Source organism: Acinetobacter sichuanensis, from assembly GCF_003024515.2.
Taxonomy (GTDB): Bacteria; Pseudomonadota; Gammaproteobacteria; order Pseudomonadales; family Moraxellaceae; genus Acinetobacter; species Acinetobacter sichuanensis.
In genome coordinates this window covers 1-15,249 of the sequence record NZ_PYIX02000012.1, presented here as the reverse complement: position 1 = coordinate 15,249, position 15,249 = coordinate 1, and the positions used below count along the sequence as shown (strand labels likewise).

The 15,249-nt window shown below is 36.8% G+C and carries 12 protein-coding genes; 4 read left to right on the top strand and 8 right to left on the bottom strand.

What is annotated here, in order from left to right; translation table 11 throughout:
• Positions 1-36 precede the first annotated feature (36 nt).
• From C9E89_RS09175 to C9E89_RS09145, 7 genes are all read right to left on the bottom strand, one after another.
• A complete protein-coding gene (locus C9E89_RS09175; RefSeq protein WP_228199010.1) occupies positions 37-1,515 on the bottom strand; it encodes an OmpA family protein in 1,479 nt (492 codons plus the stop codon).
• Between the two features lie 187 nt (positions 1,516-1,702).
• Positions 1,703-2,101 carry a GFA family protein gene (locus tag C9E89_RS09170; protein ID WP_107008003.1) on the bottom strand — a complete coding sequence of 133 codons (399 nt, stop codon included), beginning with the start codon at positions 2,099-2,101 and terminating at the stop codon, positions 1,703-1,705.
• A gap of 91 nt (positions 2,102-2,192) precedes the next feature.
• Positions 2,193-2,966, bottom strand: a complete 774-nt coding sequence (locus C9E89_RS09165; RefSeq protein WP_107008004.1) for a lysophospholipid acyltransferase family protein — start codon at positions 2,964-2,966, stop codon at positions 2,193-2,195.
• Between the two features lie 210 nt (positions 2,967-3,176).
• Positions 3,177-4,292, bottom strand: coding sequence for a beta-ketoacyl-ACP synthase III (locus C9E89_RS09160; RefSeq protein WP_107008005.1), 1,116 nt, complete (start codon positions 4,290-4,292; stop codon positions 3,177-3,179).
• A gap of 47 nt (positions 4,293-4,339) precedes the next feature.
• A complete protein-coding gene (hrpA, locus tag C9E89_RS09155) occupies positions 4,340-8,194 on the bottom strand; it encodes an ATP-dependent RNA helicase HrpA (protein WP_107008006.1) in 3,855 nt (1,284 codons plus the stop codon).
• 79 nt (positions 8,195-8,273) lie between these two features.
• Positions 8,274-8,705, bottom strand: a complete 432-nt coding sequence (locus C9E89_RS09150) for a hypothetical protein (RefSeq protein WP_107008007.1) — start codon at positions 8,703-8,705, stop codon at positions 8,274-8,276.
• Positions 8,706-8,830: 125 nt separating this feature from the next.
• Positions 8,831-9,274, bottom strand: coding sequence for a hypothetical protein (locus C9E89_RS09145; RefSeq protein ID WP_107008008.1), 444 nt, complete (start codon positions 9,272-9,274; stop codon positions 8,831-8,833).
• Between the two features lie 337 nt (positions 9,275-9,611).
• Here C9E89_RS09145 and ahpC point away from each other — a divergent pair, with 337 nt between their 5' ends.
• Positions 9,612-10,175 carry an alkyl hydroperoxide reductase subunit C gene (gene ahpC, locus C9E89_RS09140; protein WP_068972746.1) on the top strand — a complete coding sequence of 188 codons (564 nt, stop codon included), beginning with the start codon at positions 9,612-9,614 and terminating at the stop codon, positions 10,173-10,175.
• A 67-nt stretch (positions 10,176-10,242) separates the two neighbouring features.
• On the opposite strand, the gene dusB is transcribed toward ahpC, so the two are convergent.
• Positions 10,243-11,262 carry a tRNA dihydrouridine synthase DusB gene (gene dusB / locus C9E89_RS09135; RefSeq protein ID WP_265935924.1) on the bottom strand — a complete coding sequence of 340 codons (1,020 nt, stop codon included), beginning with the start codon at positions 11,260-11,262 and terminating at the stop codon, positions 10,243-10,245.
• A 129-nt stretch (positions 11,263-11,391) separates the two neighbouring features.
• On the opposite strand from dusB, the gene C9E89_RS09130 reads away from it, so the two are divergent.
• The 3 genes from C9E89_RS09130 to C9E89_RS09120 all read left to right on the top strand — a co-directional run bounded on the left by C9E89_RS09130 (position 11,392) and on the right by C9E89_RS09120 (position 15,085).
• Positions 11,392-13,002 (top strand): tyrosine-type recombinase/integrase, encoded by a 1,611-nt coding sequence (locus C9E89_RS09130; RefSeq protein WP_107008010.1) that lies wholly within the window; start codon positions 11,392-11,394, stop codon positions 13,000-13,002.
• Between the two features lie 208 nt (positions 13,003-13,210).
• Positions 13,211-13,870: a hypothetical protein gene (locus C9E89_RS09125; protein ID WP_107008011.1), complete on the top strand. Its 660-nt coding sequence runs from the start codon at positions 13,211-13,213 to the stop codon at positions 13,868-13,870.
• An 18-nt stretch (positions 13,871-13,888) separates the two neighbouring features.
• Complete coding sequence (locus C9E89_RS09120) at positions 13,889-15,085, top strand: XRE family transcriptional regulator (RefSeq protein ID WP_107008012.1); 1,197 nt, start codon at positions 13,889-13,891, stop codon at positions 15,083-15,085.
• Positions 15,086-15,249: the final 164 nt, after the last annotated feature.

Sequence of the window (15,249 nt, the reverse complement as noted above, 5' to 3'; positions counted from 1 at the left end):
AGCGACCTAAATCGCCCGTTTTAATGCTATTGGCGATTATTGCGTTTTTTCTTCAACCCCGTTGTTATCTACTTCACGCACTGTACCTGTTTCAGTATTAATCACTTCAAACTCAATGCGGCGATTTTTAAATTGCCCTTCTTTGGTTGCATTGTCTGCGACAGGTTGGTCTTGACCAAAACCTTGCGCTTGTAATTTACTTGGGTCTACACCTTTTGCAACCAAATAATCTACAACCGATTTTGCTCGTTTTTGTGATAATGCTTTATTTGCTTCAGCATTTCCTGTCGAGTCGGTATAGCCTTTTACAACCAATTGTACATTTGGTACTTTATTCATTAATGCTGCGGCTTGGTCTAATACCGACTTATTCACATCAGGAATCTCAGCAGATGCTGTCGCAAAGTTAATAATCTGTAAGTTTAATGCAGTCGCAATATCTAAGGGACGAACTTGATTTGGGTCAATATTGCTCAAAGCCGCTTTCGCTTTGTCAATGCTGCTTGTCACCGCCGCCCCCTCATCTAAACTTGCTGCTTCACCCACAACGACTTGCACATCTTTGACCAACGGTGTGATTTTATCTGCTAACGCTTTTAAACTCGCAGTATCTGCACCTTGTAAACTGATTTGATTTCCTGTCCACACCAAATTGACATTTGGTACACCTTTCAACAATTTTAATACACTCACTAAAGCATTCTGATCTACGAGAGCTGCATTAAAATTATTACTCGAATCTACACCACAACCATTTTGATGGCTAAAAATTTGTTTGACTTCTTTTTGTAAAATATCAATATAATTTGCATCACCAATCTTTGCCTGACATGTGACTAATGCACCTGCTTGGTCTGTTGAGATTTGGAAATATGCAGGTTGCTGACTAGAACTGGTCATTGTGCTATTGGTGACGGGTGTTGGCTCTTCTGTCTTACAACTACGCAGTAACCAAAAAGCCAAAAACAATAGAATCAATAAAGCAATTAAGGCTGCCCAAAAATTTGATTTTTTCTTCTCCTCCACAACAGGTGTTGGCGTAACAGGAGGCACAGCCTGTGATGTTGTATTTGCTGTTGCAGCTAAAGTACCTAGCCCTAAAGCGGCTAAAATCCCTCGCGCCCAAGGAGCTAAGCCCGCAGAAATTGCATCATAATTTTGTTCTAAAAAATGCTGTATTACAGCAGGGTCATGAGAGCCCGCTTCATCTTCTAATACATTTAAAGTCGCTGGAATTGACCGATTTAAAACATTTTCAATTTCACCATGAGGCACATGTTGACTAACACTATCTAAATACTGTTCCTTCAAAGCGCTATGTGTATTAAATAAATCATCTAATCTTGGATTTAAATTATTTTGAAACAACGAGATTAAACTGGGCTTCGCCTTTAATACAGTTAAAACAAAAGGGAAAAACTCAGCCAATGCTGTACTTTTCTCTGTTAAATACGTCGATTCACCTTTTAGTACTATGGGGGTCACTCTTTCTTTCAATAATGAAATCAGATCCATTTCAATACTCCTCACATGAAATTTTATTTGTTATGTGACTTTTTATTACATGGATCAGTATGCGCCGAAAAATTCGGCAAATTATTTAAGTTTTGTTATTTTCCTTAAACTTATATAAATATGGAATGCGTTATTTTCTCGTTAAAAACAAATAAAATTACACTAAAATATCGCTATATTTTCGTTTTTAATTGAGCCCTTCGTGGAATTTTTTAGCCTCATCTAAAATCTCAAACCATGCTGCTTTATAGTCGATAAAAGCATGTGATGCAATATGTGCACTCAATGGCTCATTGATAATTCCGACTCTTAAACGAATCACTTCTGGTAAATCTAAACGCGCACTAAATAAAGGGGAACCACATGCTTTACAAAACACGCGCTTTTTATTTTCAGTTGCAAAGTATTCTGAAAATAATGTGTGTCCTTGTAAAATTTCTAAGTATTTAGTTTCAATGGGCGCAATGGCAACAAAAGCTGAACCTTGTGCTTTTTGACATTGCCCACAATGACAAACAAACACTTCAGGAATTTCTGTATTAATTTTAAGTTGAATTCCGCCACAAAGACATGAAGCTGTATACATGATTTCATCATTTTAATTTATTTTGATAGAGACTAGATTAGCTAACATTGAAGTAAATGGAAGTATTATCAATAGAGAAAATTTTGATTATTTATTTACAATCACTTTCTCGATACACTTTTAAAGCTGCAATTTCAGCATAAATCAGTTGCTGTAAATCATCACGAAACTGAATCATATCCTCCATGTTTTCAATCTGATCAATACTTAAACGTGGCATAAACTTGAAATAAAACGGAATTCTTTTGGGGATAATATGCTTTGGAATCGAAGGAATCACCTCGCCATTTCTCAAAAACGAACCTATTTTTGGATTGGATAAAATTTTATTAAACCATTTTTGCTTTAACAGCATATTGACATCAAAACCCAGTTCAAAAACTTCATCTCCGCCCAAAGCCACAAATGGTGCAATGTCATAGCCAAATTCCTGTGCCAGTTTTAAAAAGCCATAGCGTTGCTTCCAAATCAGTTGGTAAGCTTCACCCTTTCGTTTAATGACTTCACGACCACCGCCGGGAAAAACCAAAATGGAATAGCCTTGTTGCATGGCTTGTCGGGCATATGCTTGTACACCATCGACACCACCAACTCGCTTCACCATTTCTTTCCATATAGGAATATGAAAGTGCATATGATCTGCCAAACTGACAATGGCAATTTTATGTTCATTATATAAATAGTCGATGAGAATCGAAGAATCCAGCACACCATAAATAGTATGGTTTCCCACATACATGGCAGGTTTTTGAGGATTGATATTTTCAGCCCCTAAAAAAGTGGGACGAAAATAAAAACGTTGCAATGCACTGATTGCACGTAATAATTTGGAATTATGTTTAATTTCTAATTGTTTTTTTACCATACTGTATCCCTACAAAAACTTCAATAATTCCATATTTATACCAGAAGTCCCCTCTCCTTTTAGGAGAGGGCTAGGGAGAGGTTTTAATTAAATCAAGCTCCCTCATCCTCTTGCTGACTTTCAGTCCTCATCCCCAAGGAGAAGGGACTTTTAATCTATATTTCATAACAATTACGTATAAGTATTTACGCAAGATCTGTTATGAATAAATCAAACCACATGCTTTTGCACAAGAATCGAACCCACCGAATAACCCGCACCAAATGAACACAGTACGCCATATTCACCATCATTCACTTGATCTGCAGTTCGATGCAACGCAATGATCACACCTGCAGAAGAAGTATTGGCAAATTCATCCAAAATAATTGGCACTAAATCAGGGTCAGCTTCCGCCACTTGTTTACCCACAATCAATTTTAAAATCAATTCATTCATATTGGCATTGGCTTGATGCAACCAGAAACGTTTGACATTTTCAGGCTGAATGCTGTTCTTTTCCAATTGCGTAGAAATGATTTTCGCAACCAATGGACAAACTTCTTTAAAGACTTTACGACCATCCTGACGGAATTGTTTATCATCACGAGATGTCAGTTCTGAACCGTTCAGGAAACCAAAGTTATTGCGGATATTGTTTGAAAATTGCGTGAATAAGTGTGTATCCACAATTTCAAAACCTGTTTTGCTGTCTGTTTCTTCAATGATCGACGCTGTTGCCACATCACCAAAAATAAAGTGACAATCACGTGAACGATAGTCAGTATGACCTGAAGTAATTTCTACGTTCACCAACAACACACGACGTGCACCTGTTTTCACTGCATCATAGGCTTGTTTTAAACCAAAAGTTGCAGCCGAACATGCAACGTTCATATCATAAGCATAGCCTTGAATACCCAGCGCGGTTTGGATTTCAATCGCAACCGCAGGATAGGCACGTTGTAAATTTGAACATGCCAAAATCACCACATCGATATCTTCAGCAGTTACACCTGCATTTTCCATCGCTTGCTTCGCAGCCATTACGCCCCACTCAGCCTGAATAGAAAGCTCTTCATCTGAGCGTTCTTCTAGACGTGGACGTAAACGGTTAATATCCAACACACCAGATTTTTCAATCACATAACGGCGTTTCACACCTGACGCTTTTTCAATAAAATCTGCACTTGAACCACGACGTGCAACAACTTCGCCTGCTTCAATTTTTTCAGCATTTTCACTGTTAAATTGTTCTACATAAGCATTTAAACAATCCACCAATTCTTCATTGGTAATGATTTCCTCGGGATGATACAAGCCTGTTCCTGTAATGCGGATGCCCATGGAAAACTCCTTTTCTAAATTCACAAATATTTCAAATTATTTCTATTCTAACTGATTCCGAGCTTTTCCCATACTTTTTGTATACGGGTTGCTGAAATTGGCATCTTGGTTTTCATCGGTTGAGAGAACAAAGAAATCCTTAACTCTTCCACCATAAAATACACATCTTTGACACGTGGATCCTGTTTAAACTTAAACAATTTATCCATCCACGGATCAACGTCTTTAATTGCAGCATCATCTCGACTTAGATTATTCGGCAAACGATCCAAACGCAATAACAATGCTTTTAAATAACGTGGATATTCTTGCCAAACATCAGCTGATTTTGTATAGACAAAATTCGCCAGACTCATCAAATCAAGCTGATCTTCAATATCATCCATATTTTTGCCAAATACAGCTTGATCCAGCATGAGCAATTGCTGACGAATCTGTTGCCATTGAATATAAATATCACTGATCAGTTTTAATGCTTCCTGACCATGACTTAAAAATGACTTTTTCACATCTGCTGTTAATGTCGCAAATTCTTCTGCATTAATGGGTAACTTTTCAATGCTCATTTGTAAGGTTGCATAAACCAGCATTTGTTCAAGCTGAGCCCGATCCCCCAATGGCGAATAAGCCAAAGCCAAAGGTTTAGAAATCTGCTTTTTCAACTGACGAATCAAATCGCCCAATTGCAAATGAATCAAACGAATCACCCCTTCACGGTGTTGTTTAATCGCTTCATCCTGATCATTGAAGGTTTGAATCACCACACCCGACTCATCTTTTGCATCCAACTGCGCAAATGCTTTGGTTGCCACAAGCGCCTGATATTGCTTCACCACGACGCCTGTGACTTTTTGCGAGGCTTCAAACACAAACTGCTCAGGAAACGTTTTAAACTCACCTTTCAGTTGTTTGACCGGGCTATGTGTTTCTGTACGGCAACGTGCTTTTAACTCGTCAAGATCACGTCCTTTTTCAATCAATTTACCTTTTTCATCAATCACTTTAATCAAAGGAATCAGGTATTGATCAATACGTTCAAACGAAAAATCTTTGGCATTAATTTGCTCGCCACGCAGTTGAAATGCTAAAAAGTCGAAAATATGCTCACGTAAATGCTGTGCATCTACCGCTTTCATCAATTTTTTTGCCGTATCAGGAATCGGCACCAAATTACGGCGTTTATCTTTAGGCAAAGCTTTTAATAGGGCTTCAATCAAATCTGAACGCCAACCGGGAATTCCCCACGACCAAATATTTTCATCGACTTGTGGCAGGGCTTGTACAGGAATTTTAACCGTTGCGCCATCTTCATCATGACTTGGATCAAAACGATAACTTGCCGCTAAACGCAATGAACCATTGTGTAAATAGTCAGGAAATTGCTGCGTGGTTGGACGATCATTCATCCACAAATCATCATCATCCACAAACAAATAACGTGGATTTTTCGGCTCAATCGTTGCTCGCCAATCTTCAAAACTACGGCGACTGGCAATTTCCGCAGGTACTTTGGATGCATAAAACTGGTAAATGGTTTCTTCATCCACCACCAAATCACGACGACGTAACTTATCTTCAACTCGTTCAACTTCTTCGAGTTTTAATAAATTGTGCTTTAAAAATGGCGGTGTCGTACCCAAATTTCCTGTGGTCAAAGCATCACGTAGGAAAATTTCATGTGCCGCAGGCTGATCCACCTTTTCATAGTTAGTGGCACGTTTTGGTTCAATGATTAAACCAAACAGTGAAATTTGATCATAAGCATTCACCACACCCGGTTTTTTCGCCCAATGCGGTTCAAAATAATGGTGTTTCAATAAGGTCGGCGCAGCCAATAAAATCCATTCAGGTTCAATTTTTGCCAAAGTCCGCAAATAAACCTGAGAGGTTTCCACCATTTCAAATGCCATCACCCAAGGTGTATTGGTTTTATGCAAGGCAGATGCAGGGAAAATTCGGGCTTTTTGCTGACGTACTGCCATATAGACATTTTTTTCGTCCGTTTTATTGGCAATGAAAGACAATAAACCTGTCAGCAATGCACGATGCAGATTTTCATAACTGGCTTTCTTGTCATTAAAAGATAGTTTTAAACCTTGAGCCAAATCAAGTAATTGCTCATGGGTTTTTTTCCACTCACGTAAACGCAACCAACTTAAAAAATGTTGTTTTGCAAAAGTACGACGTTTATTTTCAGTTAAATTTTCACGGTTTTCTGTCAGGGTATTCCATAGTTTGATATAGAATAAAAAGTCCGAATCCGCTTCTTTAAACAACGCATGCTTTTGATCTGCTTGCATTTGCTTATCGGCAGGACGTTCACGCGGATCTTGTACTGCAAGGGCTGCGACAATGATCAAGACTTCATTTAAAACACCAAAATGCGCACCGCCTAAAATCATCCGAGCAAGGCGTGGGTCGATTGGCATTTTCGCCATTTGCTGACCGATTTTAGTTAAATCGTCCTTGTGTTCATTATACGCACCCAACTCAATTAACAACTTACGACCATCATTCACCAAACGATGATCAGGTGGCTCAATAAAATCAAAAGACTCAACCGAACCTAAGCCTAAACTTTGCATCTGTAAAATCACCGATGCCAAATTGGTACGCTTAATTTCAGGTTCGGTAAATTCAGGACGACTTTGAAAATCTTCTTCACTAAAAAGACGAATACAAACACCCGGTGCAATACGACCACAACGCCCTTTCCGTTGATTTGCGGCTGCCTGTGAAATCGCCTCAATCGGTAAACGCTGCACCCGTGAACGATAGTTATAACGCGACATACGCGCAAAACCACTGTCAATCACATAGCGAATATTCGGTACAGTTAAAGCTGTTTCCGCAACGTTGGTGGCAATAATAATGCGTCGTCCGCCACCTGATGGATTAAAGATTTTTTGTTGTTCGGCAAGTGCTAAACGTGCATATAACGGTAAAACTTGGGTATGTTTTGGACCAAACTTATGCAACGTTTCCTGTAATTCCCGAATTTCTTGTTCGGTACTGGCAAAAATCAGAATATCCGCATGTTCAGGATGCCCTTTACTTTCCGCATCATGAAAACATTCTTCTACAGCACTGACCACCGCACGTGGTAGATTTTCTTCAAAATCATCAAAGTCATCGTCATCACTGCCACCTATCGTCATTTCTGAAATTGGACGATAACGGACTTCTACAGGAAAGCTACGCCCTTCCACTTCAAAAATCGGGGCATCATTAAAGTACTGACTAAAACGATTTACATCCAAAGTTGCAGAGGTGATGATAATTTTTAAATCAGGACGTTTTTTAACAATGGTTTTTAAATAGCCCATAATAAAATCGATATTCAGCGAACGTTCATGCGCTTCATCGATAATAATCGTGTCATATTTATTTAAATAACGGTCATTGGATAGTTCAGCCAACAAAATCCCGTCCGTCATCAAACGAACAATAGAATTATTGGAGCCTTGTTCATTAAAACGAACTTTGAAGGAAATCGACTCACCAAGTTTTTGCCCCACTTCTTCCGCAATACGTTGTGAAACACTGCGTGCAGCCAAACGACGGGGTTGGGTATGACCGATCATGCCCGTCAAACCACGACCTGCAAGCATGGCAATTTGTGGAAGCTGTGTGGTTTTACCCGAACCTGTTTCCCCTGCCACTATAATAATCTGATTATTTTGAATCGCTTCAATCAGTTTGTCTGCATATTGTGTGACAGGCAGATCTTGATTGAGTTTAATGGTGGGTAAACTTGCACATCTTTTTTTAACTTGTTGATTAGATTTTTCAAATAGTTCTTGAAATTTTTCTGGGTTGGCTTCTTTGCCTTTTTTAAGCCGATTTAAACGATGAAGATCACGAACCATGACCAATTGATCGACATTAAACTGATTTGGCACAGATGCACATTCCTAAATATTAAAAATTGAACCGTATATTTTACGCTGTGCGCTTATAGAATTAAAGATCAATCTATTTTCAATACTTAGATTTAAATAAATACAGCACGACAACCCAGCAATATACATAAAACATCACAACAGAGATCAACAATATATAATGGTTACATAGAAAAATACTGTCATACATTACTTGATAAAAAGGTGCTGTAGAAAACATATTCATCGGAATTGCAAGGCACAAAAGCAGAAACACATTGATCACCAAAAACCAAATTTTAGTTCGAGTAAAACCAAGAAAAACAGCAAAAAATATTCCGATGATTCCTGCAAAAACAAAAAGCAAAGGCTCATCCGATGTAAAGCCATTCAGTTGATTAAAATAAGTCACGCCTTCCGCACCATAACCTGTTACACAAAAAGCGTTATCATTGGCAAATGCAACAAAGGTACTTAAGGACGCAAGCACTAAAATAAAAATTGCGATAAATTTATAATAATGAGTAGCCATTATTTTCATCGTCCCCCATGATGTTTGAATCTGTCTTGACGATCTGAAAAATACAACAACTTGCCAATAATAAGAAAACTAAAATGATGATTTTATAAGTATTGATTTCAAATATTTTTGTATTTTTAAAATTCATGAAAAATAAACACTAAACTTAAAATAAAAAATAGCAATTCTCCAATTACCCACAGCAAGAGCCAATAATTTTGACAATACACAATACTGTCATAAACCAAGCCCAATACCGAAGGTGAATCGATCATGGTACTCAGGAAAATCATTTGCAGCACGATCAGTATGGCAAAAAACAATACATACCATCCCCGATGATAAGACAACAGTAAGGGAAACAAGAAAATCAATGCCGTCATGGCACACATGCCAAATATACTTGGATCTTTACTGATACCGCCATTTAACTCATCAAGTGACCAGACTGTATTTTGACCGATATATTCATATAGACAAAATGCATTATCTCCTGCCAGTAGAGATAATGATGAAATCAGCAAAGCCAACACAGCAATAATGCGAATACTTTGATCAATGATCATTTTATACAATTTCATGCCAAGCCATGAGCATCTTAGCTGAATAAAATATATACACTAAAATATTTTTTATTTCTTTTTTGCAACAATACCCTTGAAAAGCACTGTCACTGACTGCATCTTGTTTGTGTATTTGATTGGATTGTTTTGTCATTCAATTAACATATTTTTAATATATCAATCAATATTGAAAATTGTCTTGTATGAACAAAATGATCTTTTGAAGAAATAGTTTTCGTGTTTGGTTAATTCGATTTTTCCGATCTTAACCATAAAAAAATACTATTTCCCCAATAAAGAAATATACTTTATGCTAATTTTAAATTAGATACTCACTTCAATCATGGAGATAATGATGAGCTTAATTAATACTGAAGTTAAACCATTTAAAGCACAAGCTTTCCAAAACGGTCAATTCATCGAAGTTACAGAAGCTGATCTTAAAGGTAAATGGTCTGTAGTTTTCTTCTATCCAGCAGATTTCACTTTCGTTTGCCCAACTGAATTGGGTGACCTTGCTGACAACTATGCTGAATTCCAAAAATTAGGCGTTGAAATCTACTCAGTTTCTACTGACACTCACTTCACTCATAAAGCTTGGCATGATTCTTCTGAAGAAATCAAAAAAATCCAATACGTAATGGTTGGTGACCCAACTTGGACTCTTGCTAAAAACTTCGAAGTATTAATCGAATCTGCTGGTCTTGCTGACCGTGGTACTTTCGTAATCGATCCAGAAGGTAAAATCCAAATCATCGAAATCAATGCTGGTGGTATTGGTCGTGATGCATCTGAACTTCTTCGTAAAGTTAAAGCAGCTCAGTATGTACATGCTCACCCAGGTGAAGTATGTCCTGCTAAATGGAAAGAAGGCGAAGCAACTCTTGCTCCTTCAATCGACTTAGTAGGTAAAATCTAATTTCAATTAGATTTAACTGCTTAAAAAAACCACGCTTTTAGCGTGGTTTTTTATACACAAAGCTAAATTATTTAATTTCAAGTAAGTTTACATTTTCAACTTGAACATCACTCATGATCTGTCCTTGATCAAGTAAGTGATTAAAATAATTTTCAACAACTTTTGCTTGCTCAATGGTACTTTCAACTTTATACATATTTTGACGAAATTCATTACTTGAACGCAAACCCTTGGTATACCAAGCAATATGTTTCCGAGCAATACGACAACCTGAGTATTCACCATAAAATTGGTAAAGCTCAGATAAATGCCCGAGTAATACTTCTTTTACTTCCTGAATATCTGGTGCAGCTAAATGTTCACCCGTTTCTAAATAATGTGCAATTTCACGAAAAATCCAAGGACGACCTTGCGCAGCTCGACCAATCATGACCGCATCGGCTCCTGTATAATCCAAAACATATTTGGCTTTTTCAGGGCTATCAATATCGCCATTTGCAATAACAGGAATAGACAGCATACTTTTCACTTCTTTGATTAAGCTATAACGTGCTGTATTTAAATACATATCTTCACGTGTACGCCCATGTAGTGCTAATGCTGCAATGCCTGCTTCTTCAGCTCGTTTGGCAACTCGCATAATATTTTCATGACCATTTAAAAAACCTAAACGAGTCTTTAAAGTCACAGGAACATCTACCGCAGCCACAACAGCATCTAAAATACGAGCGACTAAATCTTCGTCTTTGAGTAAAGCTGACCCTGCCAGCTTATTACACACCTTTTTAGCAGGACATCCCATATTAATATCAACAATTTGGGCACCGTTTGATACTTGATAACGTGCAGCTTCAGCAAGTTGCTCAGGTTCTGAACCTGCAATTTGTGCGGAAATCGGCGCCAATTCACCATCAAAATTGGCACGATACAGACTTTTTTTGGTCATACGTAAAGTTTGATCAGATGTCATCATTTCACTAACGGCATGACCTGCACCAAAGTATTTACAAAGAGTTCTAAAGGGACGGTCTGTGACACCTGCCATAGGTGCGACCCAAAGTTTCTTACTTATTGGTTTATCAAACAATTCTTTAACTACATTGTTTTGACTCAATTTCTTTAACCTCGTTTAACTTCTTTGAATCGACTCTTATTGACTTCTAGCACCCTGTTGTTGCACCCTGATTGCACCGTAGAAATCTCAGGGTGCAATTTAATGGGTACAGTCACTAAACGTCAACTATTGGATGGCACTATACGCTATCGTGCTCAAGTTCGCATAAAAAAAGAAGGCTACCCTGATTTCAAAGCATCCAAAACTTTTAGTAAAAAATCTTTAGCTGATGAGTGGATTAAACGCACTGAAGCTGAAATAGAATTGAATCCAGATAAAATTCTTAACCCTGTTGCTGAAGTCAAGCAAGCAACATTGGCTGATTTCATTAAAAGGTATTTAAGCGAGGCAGATAATTTTGCTCGCACAAAAACAGGAGCATTAAACCATATCTCTAACATGGAGATTGCAGAGAAGAATATTTATTCATTAACACGTCAGGATTTTGCGGATCATGCAATTTCCAGACGTAAAGGAGATCCTTTAAGAGGGATTGATGGTGTTGCCCCATCTACCGCTTTAAAAGATATGAGTCATATTAAAGCTGTTTTGGTTCATGCCGAATATGTTTGGGGTGAGCAAATTGAGAGTGTCATTTCTGAGTTTGATAAATCTTTAATTGGTTTGCGTAAATCACGCATTGTAACTAAATCTAAAGTACGAGATCGACTACCTACCAATGATGAACTGCAAGCTCTCACAACACTTTTTTATCAAAAATGGAAACGTAAACGCAGATCCATTCCAATGCATTTAATCATATGGTTTGCCATTTATTCAGGTAGACGTGAAGATGAGATATGCTCTTTGAGACTCTCTGATTATGATAAACATAATACACAATGGCTCGTGCGCGATGCTAAGCATCCAGATGGGTCTGAAGGAAACCATAAATATGCCCACTTTGAACCTAAGGCTATCGACTTAATTAATAAATTTTTAGATAAAGAAACACGCGCTCGAATGCTTGAATTAGGTGGCGATGAAAAATTATTAATTCCAATGAATGCAGCAACTATTTCAACATACTTCACCAGAGCGTGTTCTCAACTTGAAATTGAAGATCTTCGCTTTCATGATTTACGGCATGAAGCTGCAACTCGTTACGCTGAGGATGGTTTTTCTATCCCTAAACTTCAAACAATTACTTTGCATGAATCATGGAACACATTAAAAAGATATGTGAATTTAAAGAAGCGTGGTGAACGACGTTTAGACTTTGCTGAAGCAATTGGTCATGCTGACTCTGACTATAGCAGTCACTATAAAGAGTGGAATAAAACTCAACGTGCTTTTGGTGCAATGGATATTCTTGAAGCATATGATTTAAGTATTAATAGTGAAATTGATGTTCCATATCAATTTATTAAAAATCAGATTGCTGAATTTATTGAGCACCACAAAAAGAATAAGTTTTTTATTAGAAAACATGTGAAAAAATTACAAACAGAGCATCCATTTTCTTGGAATAAAGAGAAGCAAGAGTTTTACATATCTGAAATTCAAATAGCTTGGGAAGACTGGTTCTCTGAGTGTGGTGAAGTAGATTGGTCTGAGTTACCATCTGAGACTTCGCATTTTAGTTTTAAGAATAATCGTGTTATTAGGTTGTTTAAAAATCGGGTGCTTGAATTTGAATATGAGCTAAATGCATGGCTAGACATTTCGGACTCATACTTCTTTGATGAAAATTACCATATTGAGAGAAAGTAAATTTTAGCTTTTTAGTTGTTTTTTATTCCAAAATTATTTCTGACTATTTTTTACTCAAATTAGTTATAAAAAGTTGGAAATAATTCTGTTGGTAAAAAATTCACACATCATAAAGATCAAAAAAACAACTAAAAATAATTAAAATATATACAACATACGAAATTTTTTATATACTTTTTGACAAAATAAACTTATGAACGGTATTATAATGACATTGGATGAACTGAAACCCCATATTCAGAGTCGCTTAGCTCATGAGCTAAAAAGTAATTTCCTTGAATCGTTGTCTATTGATATAACAAATAGACTATTAAATTCAAACGAATTTGTTTTATCAAATTTTCATAACCCAGAAATTGCCAATCAAGTATCACCCAAACTTGAACCTGATGTTTTAATGGATGAGTTATTTAATGTTGCTAGAGCAAATGGGCACAATGTTATCGTTAAAGAAACATCCCCAAAAGGACATTTCTATACTCATGTAACAACGTCTTCTTGCAATTTAATAATTACAAGAAGAGTTAGTCGCAATGTAATGAAATCTCATTATTTTGCTAATCAGGCTGCTCTAAATCAGGGGTTAGTTGAGCCAGTTCAACCTGATTTGCTTGATGACATCGCTCTTTTAGGTGATGAAGTTCCATTAAATTCCTTGCTTTTTGTATATGCATCCATTTATTGGGATCGAGAAAACCAATTACTTGATTTTGAGTTGATTCTACCTCACCCAACAGAATTCTATTCATTACTAACATTCTCTCTCGATGAATTAAAAGCATCAGCAAAAGAACCTATGACAGACATAGCAGAGGATGACATCGTATCTATCAAGCGTAGAGTCGATCAAGCTGCCCCTAAAAAGTAGTATTTAAAGGTATTAATCATGCAAGGAATAGAGCAATTCCAGTCCGAGCGACTAAAACGTGCTCGTCTCATGTATGACGGACTCACAAAGGCCGCTCTAGCAGAAATGATAAATGTTTCCCCGTCAACACTAACAAAGTGGGAAGATGGGACTCATTTTCCTCAAAATGAAGCTATCGAAAAATTATCCGAAGCTCTTAAAATTCCATATCATTGGTTTTTAAGACCTATTCCCAATCAAGGTTCTCCTTTATTTTTAAATAGAGCAAAAAAGAGACTACTAAAAGCTCCAGGTGATAGATCAAATGAAATGCTTCTGAATTTATCTGAAATCTATCATATTGCAGTAGATTGGATCAATTTTCCTGATGTTAACTTGATTGATAGTCTTAGTAGAACCGAAGCACTATTGCTTACATACCCTCAAATTGAGGATATTGCTTCTAGGTTAAGAAAGCATTGGGGAGTAGGTGTTTCCCCTCTTCTAGAACTCACTAAGCGTATTGAAAAATCTGGGGTTATTGTTACACGATTTGAGATTGGCTATGATGATATGGATGGGAGTTCTGCGTGGATTAATGATAGACCATTCATTTTTATTGCAGCAGATAAAAACAACTACTTTCGAAGCAGATTTGATATATCTCATGAGTTAGGGCATTTAATTATGCATAGAAATTTAACTCATGAAGATAAAAAACTTAGATTCAATCTTTTGGAGGAACAAGCACACTATTTTGCAAATTGCTTACTATTCCCTCCTAATGCATTTATTGCAGAGGCTAATAAAATATCTATTGAATCATTAACAATGTTAAAAAAACGTTGGGGTATTTCAATAGCAGCAATGATATATAAAGCACAATCCATGCAAATGCTTTCGGAAGATCAAGCATCTCGACTATGGAGAAGCTTAAGATATCGTGGCTATCACAAATGTGAGCCTTATGATCTCGAAACCAAACCAGAACAGCCTGTTGCTTTAAAAAACTCAATCAAGTTAATGTTGGAACAAGGTGGTTTTTCTAAGTCTAAAATAATTGATGAATTTGGCTTAAAGAAACATCTTGAAATGCTATGTGGACTACCACTTGGTTATTTAGATGAAGATTTTGGTCAAATTATTAGCATGAAATCAAGAAATATGCATTCTTTGGAAAATACAACCAGTACTTACACAAAACAGGGTGAACTCATAAAGTTTTCACGAGATTAACTGCTTTTATATTCACCTGATTTTTTATTAAATAATAAAGCCCTTAAATTAAGGGCTTTATCTTTGTAACATTTTGCCACCAAATTAAAAACATAAACATTAGTAAATACAATCAATTATAAATTTAATAAAGTTTGACCAACTTGATATTAAGTTTGACCAAA